17 protein-coding genes and 1 pseudogene are annotated in these 16,599 nt (G+C 66.4%); 6 read left to right on the top strand and 12 right to left on the bottom strand.

Features of this window, described 5'->3' with window-relative positions; genetic code table 11:
* On the bottom strand, positions 1–209 hold a 209-nt coding region (locus tag NV2_RS32005), incomplete at its 3' end, for a hypothetical protein (RefSeq protein ID WP_218019034.1).
* Positions 210–449: 240 nt separating this feature from the next.
* On the opposite strand from NV2_RS32005, the gene NV2_RS31590 reads away from it, so the two are divergent.
* The gene (locus NV2_RS31590; protein ID WP_157103120.1) at positions 450–617 is read left to right on the top strand and encodes a hypothetical protein; all 168 of its coding nucleotides are present in this window, start codon (positions 450–452) and stop codon (positions 615–617) included.
* A 226-nt stretch (positions 618–843) separates the two neighbouring features.
* On the opposite strand, the gene NV2_RS27385 is transcribed toward NV2_RS31590, so the two are convergent.
* Positions 844–1,926 carry a Fic family protein gene (locus NV2_RS27385; RefSeq protein WP_067880668.1) on the bottom strand — a complete coding sequence of 361 codons (1,083 nt, stop codon included), beginning with the start codon at positions 1,924–1,926 and terminating at the stop codon, positions 844–846.
* A 317-nt stretch (positions 1,927–2,243) separates the two neighbouring features.
* Between NV2_RS27385 and NV2_RS33020 the strand changes: the two genes are divergently transcribed.
* A complete protein-coding gene (locus NV2_RS33020) occupies positions 2,244–2,699 on the top strand; it encodes an AAA family ATPase (RefSeq protein ID WP_067880665.1) in 456 nt (151 codons plus the stop codon).
* An 11-nt stretch (positions 2,700–2,710) separates the two neighbouring features.
* Here NV2_RS33020 and NV2_RS32000 read toward each other — a convergent pair whose 3' ends face one another.
* Together NV2_RS32000 and NV2_RS31995 are read right to left on the bottom strand one after the other, a co-directional pair.
* Entirely contained in the window at positions 2,711–3,106 is a 396-nt protein-coding gene (locus NV2_RS32000; protein WP_067880689.1) for a RidA family protein, read from the bottom strand.
* 51 nt (positions 3,107–3,157) lie between these two features.
* Positions 3,158–3,541, bottom strand: a pseudogene (locus NV2_RS31995) (VOC family protein); the annotation flags it as partial.
* 132 nt (positions 3,542–3,673) lie between these two features.
* On the opposite strand from NV2_RS31995, the gene NV2_RS27370 reads away from it, so the two are divergent.
* Positions 3,674–4,639 (top strand): helix-turn-helix transcriptional regulator, encoded by a 966-nt coding sequence (locus NV2_RS27370; RefSeq protein ID WP_067880663.1) that lies wholly within the window; start codon positions 3,674–3,676, stop codon positions 4,637–4,639.
* Between the two features lie 70 nt (positions 4,640–4,709).
* On the opposite strand, the gene xylB is transcribed toward NV2_RS27370, so the two are convergent.
* The 7 genes from xylB to NV2_RS27335 all read right to left on the bottom strand — a co-directional run bounded on the left by xylB (position 4,710) and on the right by NV2_RS27335 (position 12,647).
* Positions 4,710–6,104, bottom strand: coding sequence for a xylulokinase (gene xylB, locus NV2_RS27365; RefSeq protein ID WP_067880660.1), 1,395 nt, complete (start codon positions 6,102–6,104; stop codon positions 4,710–4,712).
* Positions 6,105–7,085: a zinc-dependent alcohol dehydrogenase family protein gene (locus tag NV2_RS27360; protein ID WP_067880657.1), complete on the bottom strand. Its 981-nt coding sequence runs from the start codon at positions 7,083–7,085 to the stop codon at positions 6,105–6,107.
* Positions 7,086–8,102 carry a glycoside hydrolase family 172 protein gene (locus NV2_RS27355; protein ID WP_067880654.1) on the bottom strand — a complete coding sequence of 339 codons (1,017 nt, stop codon included), beginning with the start codon at positions 8,100–8,102 and terminating at the stop codon, positions 7,086–7,088.
* 149 nt (positions 8,103–8,251) lie between these two features.
* Entirely contained in the window at positions 8,252–9,733 is a 1,482-nt protein-coding gene (locus NV2_RS27350; RefSeq protein ID WP_067880651.1) for an FGGY-family carbohydrate kinase, read from the bottom strand.
* Between the two features lie 2 nt (positions 9,734–9,735).
* Entirely contained in the window at positions 9,736–11,148 is a 1,413-nt protein-coding gene (locus NV2_RS27345) for an L-fucose/L-arabinose isomerase family protein (RefSeq protein ID WP_067880686.1), read from the bottom strand.
* A 48-nt stretch (positions 11,149–11,196) separates the two neighbouring features.
* A complete protein-coding gene (locus NV2_RS27340; RefSeq protein ID WP_067880648.1) occupies positions 11,197–12,054 on the bottom strand; it encodes a family 43 glycosylhydrolase in 858 nt (285 codons plus the stop codon).
* Positions 12,051–12,647, bottom strand: coding sequence for a TetR/AcrR family transcriptional regulator (locus tag NV2_RS27335; protein WP_067880645.1), 597 nt, complete (start codon positions 12,645–12,647; stop codon positions 12,051–12,053). The genes NV2_RS27340 and NV2_RS27335 overlap by 4 nt, the downstream gene beginning before the upstream one ends.
* A gap of 94 nt (positions 12,648–12,741) precedes the next feature.
* Here NV2_RS27335 and NV2_RS27330 point away from each other — a divergent pair, with 94 nt between their 5' ends.
* Positions 12,742–13,788 carry an NAD(P)-dependent alcohol dehydrogenase gene (locus tag NV2_RS27330; RefSeq protein WP_067880642.1) on the top strand — a complete coding sequence of 349 codons (1,047 nt, stop codon included), beginning with the start codon at positions 12,742–12,744 and terminating at the stop codon, positions 13,786–13,788.
* Between the two features lie 106 nt (positions 13,789–13,894).
* Here NV2_RS27330 and NV2_RS27325 read toward each other — a convergent pair whose 3' ends face one another.
* The gene (locus NV2_RS27325; RefSeq protein ID WP_067880638.1) at positions 13,895–14,521 is read right to left on the bottom strand and encodes a TetR/AcrR family transcriptional regulator; all 627 of its coding nucleotides are present in this window, start codon (positions 14,519–14,521) and stop codon (positions 13,895–13,897) included.
* A 61-nt stretch (positions 14,522–14,582) separates the two neighbouring features.
* On the opposite strand from NV2_RS27325, the gene NV2_RS27320 reads away from it, so the two are divergent.
* Together NV2_RS27320 and NV2_RS32490 are read left to right on the top strand one after the other, a co-directional pair.
* The gene (locus tag NV2_RS27320; protein ID WP_067880635.1) at positions 14,583–14,885 is read left to right on the top strand and encodes an antibiotic biosynthesis monooxygenase family protein; all 303 of its coding nucleotides are present in this window, start codon (positions 14,583–14,585) and stop codon (positions 14,883–14,885) included.
* Positions 14,886–14,916: 31 nt separating this feature from the next.
* Positions 14,917–16,470, top strand: coding sequence for a CDGSH iron-sulfur domain-containing protein (locus tag NV2_RS32490; protein WP_084475565.1), 1,554 nt, complete (start codon positions 14,917–14,919; stop codon positions 16,468–16,470).
* The last annotated feature ends 129 nt before the right edge of the window (positions 16,471–16,599 follow it).

The raw sequence follows: 16,599 nt of genomic DNA, 5'->3' as shown, positions 1-16,599 counted from the left end.
CGCGACCTGTCCGCGACTAGTCCGACGCCATCAGCTGTCAGATGAAGAGTGCCTTTTTGACTCTGGACGAGCCCCATCGGGCGCAGAGCGTTTGCATATTCCCGCCAGGTCCGCGTCGACTCAGCATTCGAGAGCACCGGGCGTGCGTCGAGATCGACCTCCTGCGCGTCAGAGATCATGCGAACGAGTTCCAGCGTGAGCGGGAACATTTGGTCTTTCCCGCACTGAAGGTTCGGAGCGGCAGACCGCTGGCTCATCCACCTGATTCGCTGCGCCTCCAGTCCGGCCTCCCCAAAGACCTCGTCAGCCGCGCCTGAGCCGGAGGTAGGCATTTGCGTCACGTCGTCCTCGTTTCGCGGTTCCAAACGTTCCCATCACGGTTCCAGGGGCATCCGAAGCCTGGTGAAATCGGTCGGCGCAGGTCCCAGCTCCGGTGGAGATATTACGCCGTGCCGCTGACAACTTCGCTGGCATCACCGGTGGCGATGCAGTGCGGCGGTTGGCGCGGGGTTGCAGCGGGCTACGACGGGGACTGCCCCGAATTCGGCCGCAACGCCAACGCGATCACCATGCGCCTACAGCGCCACGGATTCACGACACCATCCACACCGGGCTGAACCCCACGACTTCGCCGCCCGGCACGGCCGCATTCAGCTCATCGAGGGGCCAGAACTGAAACACATGCTGGCGCAGTACTTGAGCCTGGACGTGCTCATCGGCGAGCTGAAGCGACGAAATAAGAAGTGAACCTACGCCTCAGCGATGAGATCGAAGGCCAGAGCGCCGGGAGCCCTCAGGCTGCACACCTGCGGCCGGTCCACGGCGACACGCAACCCGTTCGGTTCACTCCGGACGTGTCAACACCTCGAGTAAATCGTGATTGACGAACAGGCTCTCACGGCCGAGCTTCACATTGCCGAGAAGGTTCGCTTCGACCAGGGCATGCAGCCAGGTGGATGCTGTCTGTCGGGAAACCTCGCAGCGGTCGGCCACCATGGTGATCCGGCAGTAGGGCTGCTCGAACAGAACGGCGAGGAACTGGGCGTCACGTCCGCCGGGCGTTGCTGCCGGCGCGCGTTCGGCAATGGTTTCCTGGCACGTCCGGATCGCTGCGATCTTGCGAGTCGTCGATGCGGCGGATTCCCGCACCACGTCGAGCATGTACAGGATCCACTCGATCCAGGCCCCCTCGGCCGTGACCGCGCGCAACAGCCTGTAGTAGTCGTTCTTTCGAGCAATAATCGCCCGTGACAGATAGAGGATCGGATCGCTCAACAGCCCCGCCTCGATCAGCATCAAGATATTCAGCACACGTCCGGTGCGGCCATTGCCGTCGTGGAACGGATGGATGGCCTCGAATTGATAGTGAGACACCGCCATTCGAACGAGGGGGTCGAGGTCGTCCTCGGCGTGTGCGAAACGTTCCCAATCCGAGAGCTTCTCTCGGATAACGTGCACGCCCTCCGGCGGTGAGTACAGAACCTGCCGTGTCCTGGGATTGGCTATCCGGGTGCCCGGTACAGCTCGGACGGTCATCTCGCGCCCCTGCAACTCGGAGCAGATTTTCGCCGCTGTCCGGGCTGTCAGCGGACGGGTACGGATCGACTCGACCCCCGCGAAGAGGGCCGACCGGTAGCGTAAGGCTTCCTCCGTCGCACCGTCGGCACCGCCTGATTCCGCGTACTTGAACAGCTCATCGGCCGTCGTCACGATGTTCTCGATCTCGGAGCTCGCCTGCGCCTCGAGCAGAGGCACCGCGTGTATCAGCACGTTCGGATCAGGAAGAAGCTGCCCGGCTTGGGCCAGCGTAGCCAGCGCGGCACGAGCCTCGATAGTCGCCTTGAGAACGATCTTCGGTTCCAGGTCGACGCCGTCGGGCGGCAACGACGGAAGCGCATTGAACGGAACCTGAGGGCTCCAGGGCACGTGTTAGCTCCTTCAACCATTACAGGGAATATGTTAAATTTTCTCGGAAAACTTAACATATATCGCGGACGTGTTAGCTGGTTTCACATCTCCACCTCGCCCTCCCGGGAACCGAAGTCCGGCCGATCCCCGCCCGCTGCGGGGTCCCCACTACCGGCCGCCGAACTACGAGACCGGCACGACACCCGCGGAGCGGGTTCACCGAGGCGGTCGGCACCACCATTGGGCAGCATCAGGGCCGCAAGCTGCATGCACCACCCGCCGCAAATTGAACATAGAACTGTCGCATATGGAACACGTCACCCGTCGCATATTGAATGCGGGAGACGGACGATCGGAACCGTGTCTCACGAAACCTGCTGCCCAGACGTGCCACCACGGCAATCGAAGCGGCGTTGGCCGACACCCGCGTGGTGCTGGTCAACGGCGCACGGCAAGCCGGCAAGAGCACACTCGTCCGACAGGTCGCCGGGCAGTGCACCGCGGACTGGCGCGACCTCGACCGGCCGCGAGGCAGCGCTGGCCGATCCCGAGGGGGGTTCGTCGACTCCGAGGCCCCCTTGATCATCGATGAGATCCAGCGGGTCCCCGAGCTTCTACTCTCCATCAAGGTGGCCGTCGATTCCGATCCTCGGCCAGGACGATTCCTGCTGACCGGATCGAGACTCCTCGGACTCCGAGACCTACCCGACCCGCCGCCCCCGACGGGGACGTTCACGGTCTCCTCGGCCCACCGAGACGGCCGGCGTCGTTGCGCCACCGGCCGTCACTGATGACGAGTCGTTTACGCGACGGCGGTTCCTTCGAGCTCGACCATCTGGCCGGGGATCGCGAGACGGGTGACTCCGAGCATCGTGGTGGTGGGGGCGACGCCTGCGGCTCCGAGCTTCCCGGCGAGCACGCCGTAGTGCGGGAACAGCGCGTCCACGTCGGTGGTGTAGACGTTGAGGCGGACCAGGTTCGCCAGGGACATGCCGGCTTCGGTGAGCACGGCTTCGAGGTTGTCCACGGCCAGTGCGAGCTGCGCTGCGATATCCCCGTCGTGTTCGGGTCGGCCGTCCTTGCTCATCGCCGTCTGTCCCGAGATGTAGAGCGTCCGCGTCGCGCCCGCGACGACTTCGCCCTGGTTGAATCCCATCTCCTGCGACCAGGTGACCGGGTTGATCGCCGCACGGCGAATCGCAGCTGATCCAGCATTCCGTTCTGCTGCACCGATATTGAACATCCAGCTGATCCCGAACCGGTCGACCAGAGATCCGGCCGTATCGCCCCACACCTGCTTGCCCAACGGCAACGTCACGGTGCCGCCCTCCGACAGGCTCGCAAAGTGCTGGGCGAGTGCATCATCGGTGCCGCCGAGGAAGACCGCGACATTGTTCCCGGGGCGGTACGGCAGACGTTCTGGTGCGTCCCAGGCCATGAGGGTGTAACCGTCGGGTGTGTTCAACGTCGAGTGCATGACCTTGTCGGCGCTCTCGGTATCCGCCGACCCCTGGACTCCGAAGTCGGAAGCTGTGATGATCTCGAGGTCTCCGCCGAACACCGACTGATAGAACTCCATCGCCTCTCGGGCGTCCCCGTCGAACAAGAGGCAGGGATTGAGCCGTGACGCCATGTGGCGCTCCTTCACGTTGATGAACAACCAACGGACAACCGGTCGTTGCCCGCGCCGCCCCGTCGGCAGCAGACCAAGCCTGGCCGCAAAACATGACATCTTGTGTCGTGTTTTCTGATAAGAAATGAATCTGTGCGTGCCGATCGATTGGTCTCGTTGGTGCTGCTGCTGCGTCAGCGAGGGCGGATGACCGCGGACCAGCTGGCGAGCGAGCTGGAGGTGTCCACGCGCACGGTGCTGCGCGACATCGACGCATTGTCGACCGCGGGTGTGCCCGTATACGCCGATCGTGGTCGCCACGGCGGCTTCTCGTTGCTGCCCGGATTCCGCACCGAGTTGACGGGGTTGAATCACGACGAGGCCCTCGCGCTGCTCACCGCTGGATCGGACCGTGGGGAGAAGGTCTTCGGCCTCAGTGCACCGCTGGCCGCCGCGATGCGCAAGGTGGTGGACGCATTGCCCGAGGGGCATCGGGCGAGCGTGAACGGCGCTGCCAAACGGTTCCTGGTAGAGCCGGAGACCGACCTGCTCTCGCGCCGGCCGATCTCCGAGGAACTGGCCGAGGGGGTGATGGGCGAGGTCCGCGGTGCGGTGCTCACCGGGCACCGGCTCCGCTTCGACTACGCAGCACCCGGGAAGGTGCCGAGCTCGCACGCCGTCGACCCCATCGGGCTGGTCACCGTCCGCGGTCGAACCTACCTGCTGGCGACCAAGTCCGGTGACGACCGCACCTACCGCCTGTCGCGCATACTTCGCGCCGAAGAACTCTCCGATCCGGCGCAGCGACCTACGCAGGTCGACCTCGACCGTATCTGGGCCGAGCGCAGCGCTCGGTTCCTCTCGGAGGGTCACATTCCCGTGACCGTCGGAGTCAGGCGATCACGCCGAGACGAGCTGCTGAACACCGCACGGGCCGTCCGCGCCGAGGAGCCGGCAGCGGACGGATGGGTGCGACTCGAGGTCACCTTCGAGGACCTGCGACACGCCGTATGGGCGATATGGCAATTGGGTACCGACGCCGAAGTGCTGGCCCCTGATGCCGCCCGCAAAGCCATGTATGAACGGGCACAAGCATTGGCCGACCGCTATCGGCCATGACCGCCTCGTTCGACCAACCTGCCCGGTCAGTACCTCCGGCACCTTCGTCGGCGCACCTCGATGCGCGAAATCAGTTGTTGTACAACGCCTCTACCACATGCGCATACGTGCCGCGGATCATCGCACCAGTGACACCATCACCGGGTGCCGGAATCTCGGCAGTCGCGGCACCGGCCCATCTCGGAGGTTCGTCCCCGCCGCGCAATGCCCACGCTGCCTGGCGCGCGGCACCGAGCGCGACGTACTCCTCCGGTTCCGGGACCGTCACCGCCGCACCGAAGATCTGCGCGGCGGTCTCGGCGACGAATGCCGAACGCGACGCACCGCCGATCAGCAGTACTCGCCGGGGTGTCGCACCGGCCGCGCGGAGCCGGTCGAGTGCGTCGGCCATGTTGCAGAGCATTCCTTCGACCGCGGCGCGGGCCAGGTGTGCGGGACGCATTGTCTCCACGCGTAATCCGTGCAGGCTGCCGGTGGCGTGTGGCAGGTTCGGGGTACGTTCGCCGGACAGATACGGCAGCAGGACGAGGCCGTCTGCGCCGGGCGGGGCCTGACGGGCCAGGGCGTCGAATTCGCTGAGTTCGATTCCCAGGACGGTTGCTGTCGCCTCGAGGACTCGGGCGGCGTTGAGGGTGCACACCAGTGGGAGGAATTGTCCTGTGGCGTCGGCGAATCCGTTCACCGCGGGGTCGCCGGCGGGCTGCGAGGTTCGCGCGAACGCGGTGCCGCTGGTGCCCAGCGAGATCACCACATCACCGTCGCCGATCCCGAGTCCGAGTGCTGCCGCCGCGTTGTCCCCTGCGCCGGCCGCTACGAGGGCGCCGGATGCGGTGCGTCCGGCACTGTCGGACGGTTCCAGCACGGTGGGGAGCATCGGGGTCCGACCGCGGAACGCGCGAGACAGCAGGTCGTCGCGATACCGGCCCGCTGTCGCGGACCAGTATCCGGTGCCCGAGGCATCGCTGCGATCAGTGGTAGGTACGGCATCGCCGCCGCCGCGCAATCGCCAGGTGAGGTAGTCGTGCGGCAGCATCACCCGGGCGACGCGGTCCGCGAGTCCGGGCTCGTGGTCGGCCATCCAGCGCAGCTTGGCGGCGGTGAATGCGGCGACCGGGACGCTGCCGACCGCGTCGAGCCACGCCTGCGGGCCACCCAGTTCCGCGACGAGGTCGTCGGCGGCTGCGGCGGAGCGGACATCGTTCCACAGCAACGCATCTCGCACGGGGCGATGTGAGTCGTCGAGCGCGACTAGCCCGTGCTGCTGGCCGGCGATCGACACCGCGTCGACGGTGTCGAGCAGCCCCTCCCCCGCCTGCTGCAGCGCGGCCCACCATGCCTCGGGCGCGACTTCGGTCCCGTCCGGATGCGGCGCTTGTCCCCGTGCCAGGACCGCGCCGTTGTCCGCGTCGCACACCACGATCTTGCAGGATCGGGTGGAGCTGTCCACGCCGGCGACGGTCGCCATCTATCGGCCCGGCGCGATCTGGATCTTGCGGCCGACGCCGTCGCGGAACGCTTGCAGTGCCTCGGAGAACTGGTCGAGGCCGAAGGTGTGGGTAACCATGGTGTCGGCGTCGATCGTGCCCTTGCAGACGAGGTCGACGGCGCGGCCGAAGCTGTGCACGACCGCCATCGAGCCGACGACGGTGATTTCGTCGTTGTAGATGCGGAAGGGCGAGAACGATGCTGTCGCGTCGCCGGGGGCCACACCGAACTGCTGGTAGGTGCCGCCGCGGCGGACGCGGGTGAGGCCGTCTTCGATAGCCGGGATCGCGCCCGTGCAGTCGATCACGACTTCCCATCCCTGTGGTCGGGCGAATTCGTCGGCATTCGTGGCTACCGCGTCCGCGCCGAGCGTGTGGGCGACCTCCAACCGGTCGGTGTTGAGGTCGATCACCGACACCGATGCCGCGCCTGCCGCTACCGCGAGTTGCAGCATCATCAGTCCCATCGTGCCCGCGCCGTAGATCAGATAGTGCGAACCGAGCATTCGGGGCAGGCCGTCGAATCCGTGGACCGCGCACGACAGGGGTTCGACCAGTGCGCCGTGTGAGGCGGGCAGGTTGTCGGGCAGGCGATAGCAGTTGGCTCCCGGGACTGCGACGTATTCGGCCATCGCGCCGTCCACCGTGTCACCGATCGCGCCCCAGCGTTCGCAGAGGTTGCCGCGGCCGATCCGGCAGTAGTGGCAGGCGCCGCAGAACAGGGACGGGTCGACGGCGACCTTCTCGCCTGTGCCCGGGCCGTCGACGATTTCGCCGCAGAACTCGTGGCCGGGGACGATCGGGTACGGCGTGGGCGGGAACTCCCCTTCGACGATGTGGATGTCGGTTCCGCAGATACCCACCGCGGCGACCTGGACGACAACTTCCCCAGGACCGGGGGTCGGGTCGGGAATCGTCTGCACCGAGTATTCGCCGGGCTTCTCGATGACCAGTGCACGCATCTACCGTCCCCTTTCCTGGTACCACCATGCGGTGGTGGCGATATCGGCGTCGGCCAGCGGCAGATACCGTGGGTCTCGATCCTCGTCCTGCCAGCCCAGCGCCTGCAGCGTGACACGCAGCTCCCGGTGGAAGCGGATGGGATCGCGTACGTGCCAGCGGTACATGCCGAATCGTTGGTGCGGTGAGTAGATCTCGTCGTGCGGAAGTACCTGGTGCAGGCCGAGATACGGGCTGGAGTAGTCGCGGTAGGTGCCGTCGAGGTCGAAGTTCCAGGCGCCACCGAAATAGTCTTCGGTGCCGGTGCCGCAGATGGTCGGGAATTCGTCGTCCCCGTCGAGATGGAATTTGATCTCGCCCTCACCCCACCAACCCGATGCCTTCGGTGCGATCGCCAGGTAGGTCCCGACGTAGTGTCCGCGGCCGCGAACCTCGTCGACGACGGTGTGCACGGCCGGGGTGCCCAGCGGATTGCTCTGTCGACGTCGGCAATGCAGGTAGCCCGCGTCCTCGCCTACTTCGGTGTCGTCGTAGGTGAGCTGGTAGTAGACCGGCACCGAGTGTTCGGTCGGATTGTGCAGAGCGACGCGGGCGCGTCGGCGAAACGGCATGGGCCAGTAACAGTTCAGGCCACCGGCGGGTGCGACCACGACCATTTCCGAACTCACGAGTGCCAGTTCGTCCCAGCCGTTGCAGAAGAAGTCGCCCAGCGGCACGTCGATCGCGGGCTGCGACTCGTCGTCCCAGGTGAACGTCAACCTCAGCCGGCGCAGCACGGTGCGGTCGGTGGTCAGCCAGAAGTGCCGGATCACACCCGGTCCGGCAATGTCGGCAAGTGTTGCGGTGGATCCGGCGGCCAGGTCGATCGACGGGGACACCTTCCAGCCCACGCCGAGATCGCGTGCTGCCCGTGCACCGGTGCCGGTGTCCGCGCGCCCACCCGCGCCCGTCGCGCCGGTCGGATTCTCCGGACTGATCGAGCGCGTGCGTGCCTGATCGATCCGCCACAGTTCAGGCATTGCCTACCACCTCCCGATAATGTTCCGTGGTGCTGACCGATTGGGTACGTACGCTTTCGCGATGACCGAGCTCAGCTATTCCTCGGGCCGTCCTATGGTGTTCCACGCCGCTGATCGAGCGGTCGCGCGCGTCCTCGGGATACCCGTGTTCAGCCATCGCCTGCCGTCCGATGTTGTTCTGCGGCAAGGAAGTGCGCGATATCCGTCGTCGATTCGTAGAGTTCGCGGTAACGCCGGTTGTACCGGTCGTAGATCGCGTGCCGCTCGGCGTCCGGCTCGATGATCGATGTCACCGGATTCCAGCCGGAGGTGTCGACACCGGCGGCCTCCGCGGCCAGCAACGCGTCCCCCAAGCAGGCACCGACGGTTTCGGCCGGCAGTTCCTGCCGCAGCCCGGTCACATCGGACACGATCCGGGTCCACAGACCGCCCTTGGTGCCGCCGCCGACCGCGACGAGCCGTCGAGGCTGCCCACCGGCATCGGACATGGCTTCCAGGTTGTGCCGTACCCCGTATGCGGTTCCTTCCAGCGCGGCGCGGTACAGCTCGCTGCGGCCGTGGCTGGTGGTGAGCCCGGCGACGATGCCGCGAGCGTCGGGATCGAACAGCGGTGTGCGTTCACCGGCGAAATACGGCAGCATGAGCAGCCCCCGGCTGCCCGCCGGAACCTTGTCGGCGTCCGCGATCAGCTCACCGAATTCTCCGCCGACCAGGCGGCGCAGCCAATCGGTGACCGCACCCGAGGTCGCCATTCCCGCGGCCAGCGAATACGTGCCCGGCCAGGCCCCACAGGTGCCCCACAGACCGGGGTGCGGACGGGGTCGGGTGAGGATCTGGACCAGGAACATGGTGGTGCCGTACATGACCATCGCGTCACCGGGAGCACGGACGCCGACGCTGGCGGCCTCGGCCCACGCGTCGACGGTGCCGGTGGTGACCGGTAGTCCCTCCGGAAGACCGGTCGCGGCAGCACCTTCCGCGGTCACCCGGCCGACTACCTCGGTGGGCCACGCGAGTTCGGGCAGCCGCAGTCCTGGGGCGCAGTGTTCGGCCCAGTCGCTCGCCCATTCTCGTCTGCGCAGGTCGTACATGGGCACGCACTGGCTCGCCGACTGATGGTCGAGTACGTAACGTCCGGTCAACCGGTACACGAGAAAGGAACTCGCCATCAGCAGCATGCGGGTGCCGGAATAGACGTCCGGCTCGTGCCTTGCCAGCCAACGCAGCTTCGGTCCTACAGCTTGGCTGGTCAGCGGTGAGCCGGCCCGCTCGAGAACCTTCGCCTCGCCCAATTCGTCGGTCAGCTCGCCGATTTCGACACCTGCCCGCGTGTCGACCCCGTACAGGATGGCCGGCCGCAGCGGAACGCCCTGGGCGTCGGCGGGCAGCAGGCACGGGCCGATTCCGCTGATCCCGAGGCCCTCCAGTCGCGCTCCGGCGGCGGCATCGACAAGTTCCCGTGCGATGGCGACGAAATCCGCCCACCACACCGTTTCGGCGTCGTGTTCGACCCAGCCCGGTCGCGGCATCGACACCTCGTGCGGCCGTTCGGCGCGGGCGAGAACCCGGCCGTCGGCATCGGTCAGCACACCCTTGGAACCGGACGTGCCGATATCGATTCCGAGGAACATGGTCACCGAGTGAATTCGTCCACGGTGACCCCGAGCAGCTCACAGGCGGCCCGCACGGTCCCGCGCTGGTCACCGGGCACAGCGTGGATGTGGTTGGCGCCGAACCGGGACAGGAAATCCTCGGCGCGCGCATCGAGCCGTGCGAACGCGTGCGGCCATTCGCGGGTCGACTGGCTCATCAATGCGTCGTTGGTGGCCTCGTCGTAGGTCTCGAAGTCGCCGAGCATCAACTGCATTCGATAGTTGCCGTCGTTGCGGGTCAACCGACCGAACGTCATCTGCCCCGGTGCCGCGAGATGATGCACCGAGGCCCCACCGGCGGGGAAGAAGAACACTTCGGGGAACAGGTGCACTCGGGACAGGTTTTCCGCCGGATCGTCGCTGCGGGCGGCGAACCAGGTGGCGTGCTGGCCGGAGTTGCACAGATCCCAGATATCGCGGTCCGCGTGATAGTGGCGGACGTCGGCGAACAGCACCGGTGTGCCCGAGATCTGTTTGAGCAGTTGCATGGTCAGCGCGCCGTCCATATCGGCTTCGGTTGCGCACACGTGGGTCGGTTTCGGGCCGTTCCAGTCGTACGGGTCGTTGAGGAACGCCTCGGTGATATCCATGGTGGCGAAGTGCCGGGTGAGTTCGGGCTGGCCCTTGATGCCGGAGAAGTCGATATTCCATTCGTCGATCAGCTCGCGCACCGCGAGGTAGGAGCGGATCTGCCGCTCCAGGAGCTCCGGTGTGAGCTTGTCACCGTCGTAGTGCACGCCCGCCGTGGTCTCCTCCAGCCAGGTCCGGGCTTTCGTCACTTCAGACGCGTCGGCCAGTTCCGCGCGGCGCACGATCTCCCACTGGTCGATCTCCTCCACGTCGATACCGAAAAGGTGTTGCCACTGATCGGTATTCGCGACGGCGGTGTTCATGCCCATCGGCCGCCCGCCGAATCGGCCGAATGTCGAGCCGCGCAGGCTCGTCACCGCCGACGCCGCCACCGCCTGCGTTCCGATCTTCCCGATCAGGTCCGGGTCGGCGGGGTCTCCCCACAGCCGGGTGTGGGTTCGGCCGATCTGGTCCAGGGCTCCCCCGGCCGCCAGCATTCCGACCATTCCGGGCTGGACCGGGTCGATATTGGACAGCAACAGCAGTGCCCCCGGCGTGGCATCTGCGGCGAGCATCGTGAAGTGCGGGAATGCCCATACCGCGTAGTGCAGCACCGTCAGATCGACTCCGGCCGCGGCGACTTCGCGGGCCACCGAGACGGCGAGGGTGTTGGTGCTGACCGGCGCGGAACCGCGCACCACCTCGTGGCCGGCCGAGGTGAGCTCGGCGACCAGCCGGTCCTCAGTGGTGCGGATGAACTCGGCTATGCCGTCGTGCACATAGTCGCGTCCGTCGGAAATGCTGATTACCCCGATACGTGCCACGCCGGATCCCTTCACGAGACGAACGGTCTGACCTCCTAGAGATATCACTCAGGGCGCGGTTTCCGGTGGAGTTCGCGCGATCTCGAGTGCCGCCAGCGACACTCCGCCCTGACCCCAGCCGCAACTGGTGATCCACAAGTCGCCGTCGTCGATCACTTCTGCGGCGTGGGCGGCGATATGTCCGACCCGGTCGTCGATCCGGAAGTGGAAAGGGGTGTCGCTACGGAATACGTCGGTCCCGGCGTAACCCTCCCGTGGACCGATGAACAGATACCAGGAACCGTTGTGGCACAGGACGAACGGAGATTCGGTATTGCCGGCTTCGGTCCCCGAGGTGGGGTCGGTGAACGCGATGTGCCGCGCACTCCACGTGCGCAGATCGGTGCTCGTGCGATACGCGACCACATAATTGCCGCCCGACGGCGCACTGGTCGCGGCGTAGTACATGACCCAGCGTCCGTCGATCCACGCGAGCATCGGATCGCGGGCGTCGTACCCGTCGCGAAACAGCGGCCCGGACGGTTCACGAGTCCACTCGAACAGGTCGTCGGACGTGGCCACACAGATCACCGCCGCGGTCCGGTCGTCACCACCACCCGCATAGAACATGTGGTAGCGCCCGTCGGCGCGAATCACGTACGGCGCCCACAGATGCGTCTCCCCGTAGTCACGGTCCACGTGCAACACCGACGGGTGTTTGGTCCACGGGCCGTGCAGGTCGTCGGCACTGGCATGCGCGAATTCGATCTCGTCGAACGGGTCCGCCGGTTCGGCATGGGTGATGCCGAACAGATGCCACCGCCCCGAGCCGTCACGAATGACGGTGTGGTCGTTGATGTACCACGGTTGCGACTCGCCGGCGCTCGGATCGTAGATCGGCCGGAAGCGCCCGGCCCGAACGTTCATTGCACGCCCGCTGTGGTTACGGCGCGGGCGACGGTTTCGCGGAGCAGGGCGCGGCGGCGCTCGTGCAGCTCGGAGGGTTCTTCGGCGGTGGCCGCATAGACGTTGCTGACCGGGGACCATGCCATCGACATCGCGATCACCATTGCCATGATGTCGAACGGGTCGCCCGGTACGACGATGCCCGCGGTCTGTGCGGCGGCGATGGCGCGCAGTTTGGGATCGTCGAGGCGGTCGGGCTCCTCGACGAGGTGGCCGGCGGGCCGGCGTTCCAGCCGCGTCCAGGTTGCCAGCCGAATGAGGTCCGGACGGCGCAGGTACTCGTCGTACAAGCGCACCGCCCAGTCCGGGAGGTCGGTGGCGTCGATGGGAACGACGTTGACGATCTGTTCCAGCGACGCGTAGAAGATGGCGTCGAACAGTGCCTCTTTGTTGCCGAAGTAGCCGTAGAGCTGCGCCTTGTTCGTGCGCGCTTCCGCCACGATCCGTTCGATGCGCGCTCCGGCGATGCCGTATCGGGCGAACTCCCTGGTCGCCGCGTCGAGAATACGCTCCCGTGTCGCGGCGCCACGGGCAGTCAGGGGCCGATCGGTCATGGCCGCCACCCTATCAACAGAACAGTCTGTTTACCTTTCGGCGATCTCGGTCTACTCTTCTAATAGACAGAATAGTCTGTTTAAAGGAGTCGATGTGAGAACCACGGTGGGATGGGCGGCCGACGCCGCCACGGCGACACTGCAGCGGGTGCCGCTGCAACGGCGAGCGCTGCGACCCGACGATGTCGCGGTGCGAGTGGACTACTGCGGCGTCTGCCATACGGACCTGCACGCGGTCCGAGAACATCGCGGCACCGAGAACGCGCCGGCCCTCGTGCCGGGCCACGAGTTCACCGGGGTGGTAACGGAAGTCGGGCCGGAGGTCACCGGTCTCGCCGTCGGGGATTCGGTCGCGGTCGGCAACATCGTCGACTCGTGCGGCGTCTGCGCGATGTGCAAGGCAGGTCAGGAAAACTTCTGCCACGAGTTCCCCACCCTGACCTACGGCGGCACCGACCGCCACGACGGAACAACCACATTGGGCGGTTACTCCCGCGAATACGTTGTGCGCGAAGGATTCACCTACCGACTGCCCGAGGGTCTCGACCCAGCCGCGGCGGCACCACTGCTCTGCGCCGGTGTCACCGTCTGGGAGCCGCTGCACGCGCTCGACGTCGGGCCGGGCACTCGCGTAGCCGTCGCCGGCCTGGGCGGTCTAGGACATCTAGCGGTCAAACTCGCCGTAGCGCTCGGCGCCGACACCTCGGTGATCAGCCGATCGCGGGACAAGGCCGCCGATGCCCGCCGGCTGGGTGCCCACGACCTCGTAATCTCCACCGACCCCGAACAGCTGGAAGCGAACAAAGAGCGGTTCGATGTAGTCATCGACACCATCTCGGCCCCGCACGACCTCGCCCCCTACCTGAAGCTGGTCGCCATGGACGGCACACTGACCCAGGTCGGGTATCTCGGCCCGATCAGCGTGCAGACCATGGACCTGCTCGTAGGCCGGAAGAAACTGACCTCCGCCGGTAGTGGCGGCCGGGCTTCGACCGCCGCACTGCTGGATTTCTGCGCCGACCACGATGTCACCGCCGACATCGAGCTCCTCCCCTCGGCCGACGTCGACCAGGCGCTGGACCGACTCGCACGAAACGACGTCCGCTACCGCTTCGTACTCGACATGTCCGACCTGTCCTGAGGAAAGAACCCGGCGCGGCGATCACCGTTCGGCGGCGCAGCGACGCGATCGTCCACGCCGCTCGGCCCGGCGGCACCTGCAGGGACGGCGCTGGATGATGGTCGGGCTACGAGCAGCGGCCGACCTCATCCACCTGTGGCGGGCCGAGCTTCCCACCCACAGCACGCCATACCAGGTGCGCGGCACGGGTGGGCCAGTCCTCCGGTGGGTCGTTGGCGGCCAGGGCGCGGGCGTACCAGGACCCGGTCCCCAGCGTGACGGCGACCTCGAGGTCGACGTCACGGTCGATCAGCCCGGCCTCCTGGGCACGCTCCAGGATTGCCCGGATCCTGGTGCGGCGCGGCGTGATCACGTCGGCTCGGTAGCGGGCGAGGACGTCGGGGGCGGTGTTCTCCTGGAGCATGGCGCCGACCAATGAGAGCCGGCCGGGCTGGGATACGCCGCGCTGGAAGTTTTCCAGTTCGGCGATCAGGTCGGCGAGTGGGTCGCCGGCGGCGCGGTCGGGCGCTGTATCGACCGCCATGTCCAGGGCAGCGGCGGCGAGAGCGGCCTTGGTCGGCCAGCGCCGATACAGCGCCTGTCGTGTGGTTCCGGCCTCTTCGGCGACCGCGGTCAACGACATGGCCTCGAATCCGTGGCGGGCCAGGTGTCTACCGGCCGCGGCCAATACGCGCGCGTCGATCTCCGGATCGCGGGCACGGCCGCGTCCACGTTCTCCTCTTGCCGGGCACATTTCAATACAGTACCGTATTGGATTGTTGAAAGTCATATCGCCAATACATTGGAGTGTCGTCGTGATCGTCGAATACATCCGCTACACCGTTCCCCCAGCTCGAGCCGAGGAGTTCGAGCAGGCATATCACCGGGCCGGCACCGTATTGGACGCGGACGAGCATTGCCTGCGATGGGAGATGGCTCGCGGGGTCGAGGAGCCGGAGCATTTCGTGGTGCGGATCGAATGGGATTCACTCGAGGGGCATGAGCGCGGCTTCCGTGGCAGTGCCCGATTCCGCGAGTTCTTCGCCGAGGTGAAGCCCTTCTTCTCCGCGATCGAGGAGATGAAGCATTACGAACTGCGCCCCACCACCGGTGCCTAGCGCGGCCGGCGCAAGCATCGAGGAATTGCCCATGATCAGCAAGAGCGCGCAACAGTCGCTGGCGGAGGTCGGTGACACCGCAGGATGGCCGGCAGCGGCGACGTCTGCGCTGCGCGGCGAGACCGTCGACGAATCCACTCCGGTGCGGGTGATCGTCGTGCAGCGTGGTCCGTATGTGGTGAGCGGCCCGGTGCGGATCGCCGATCATCTCGGCTGCCCGGTCGAACACGATCGCGTGACAGCTCTGTGCCGGTGCGGCGAATCGGCGACCAAACCCGACTGTGACGCCGCCTGCGTCCGAACGGGTTTCGACGACACGAAGAGTCCGGACCGCGTCCCGGATCGACGCGACACCTATGTCGGGCACCAGGTTACGGTGTACGACAACCGGGGCATCTGTCAGCACTCGGGTCTGTGTACCGATCGTCTCTCGACGGTCTTCCACACCGAGTCGGATTCGACGACGGCCGAGGCCGGGGCGAGTGCGTTCGTCACGCCCAGCGGCGGGCGAATGGACGAGATCATTCGTGCGGTGCGCGACTGCCCTTCCGGGGCACTGTCGTTCGGTGTCGACGGGGACGAGGCGCGCGGCCAGGTGGATTGGGGAGGCCAGCGAGCACCGTCGATCCTGATCACCAAGGACGGACCGTACCGGTTGACCGGCGGGGTCGAGATCGTCGACGGCACCGGCGAGCCACTCCCGCGGGCGCAAGGCGCGTCGGCCGAGCACGCGGCGCTGTGCCGGTGCGGGCATTCACAGAACAAGCCGTTCTGCTCGGGAATGCACTACTACGTGGACTTCCGCGACCCGGCACCGGACTCGGAGGCGATGCCGACGGTATCGGAATGGGCCGGAGGCTTTCCCGCCTTCGAACGAATGACCCGACTGTTCTACGAAAGACACGTCCCCGCCGACGACCTGTTGGGTCCACTGTTCGCAACCATGTCCGCTGATCACCCACAGCGCGTCGCCGCCTGGCTGACCGAGGTTTTCGGTGGACCGACCACCTACAGCGACAGTTACGGCGGGTATCGGCGGATGCTGTCCGAACACATCGGCAAATGCCTGACCGAACAGCAACGCGCCCGCTGGGTCACGTTGCTCATGCGCGCGGCCGCCGAAGCGGGCCTGCCCAACGACGCCGAATTCCGTTCGGCGTTCGGCTCGTACATCGAATGGGGCTCACGACTCGCCTGGGAGAATTCACAAACCGGAGCCGAACCTCCACGGCACATGCCGATGCCGTCCTGGGGCTGGCACACTGCGGCCGGTCCGCCCGGTGCGCGCATATCGGCCCTGTCCACGAGCGAACCCGACGTCCGCAAACAGGTGGAACAGCAGGTCGTATTGCCCACCGCGGGGCAGCCGGTCGGCTTCGACAGCCACATCAAAATGCTGTTCCGCGAACGGGATCGGCGGTCGATGCTGTTCTCTTTCGACCTGTGGAAACATGCGGATGTGGCGACCCACGCCGCGGCGATCCTCGCCCGGCTGCGCGACGGAACCATGCCGTGTGACGGCCCGTGGCCCGAGGAATACATCGCCGTGTTCGCTCGCTGGGTCGACGAAGGGGCTGCTCCCTGAGCAAGCCCGGAAGGGCCGAGCCCGAAACAGGCTCGCTCCTTCCAGCTTCAGGTAAGGACTGACACGACCGACCGGAGCACCCTCTGGTGGCTTCGATTGTTCACAACATGTGGTCGAGGACGACATCGG

The organism is Nocardia vermiculata NBRC 100427 (assembly GCF_001613265.1).
Taxonomy (GTDB): Bacteria; Actinomycetota; Actinomycetes; order Mycobacteriales; family Mycobacteriaceae; genus Nocardia; species Nocardia vermiculata.
This window is presented reverse-complemented; position numbering and strand designations above follow the sequence as displayed.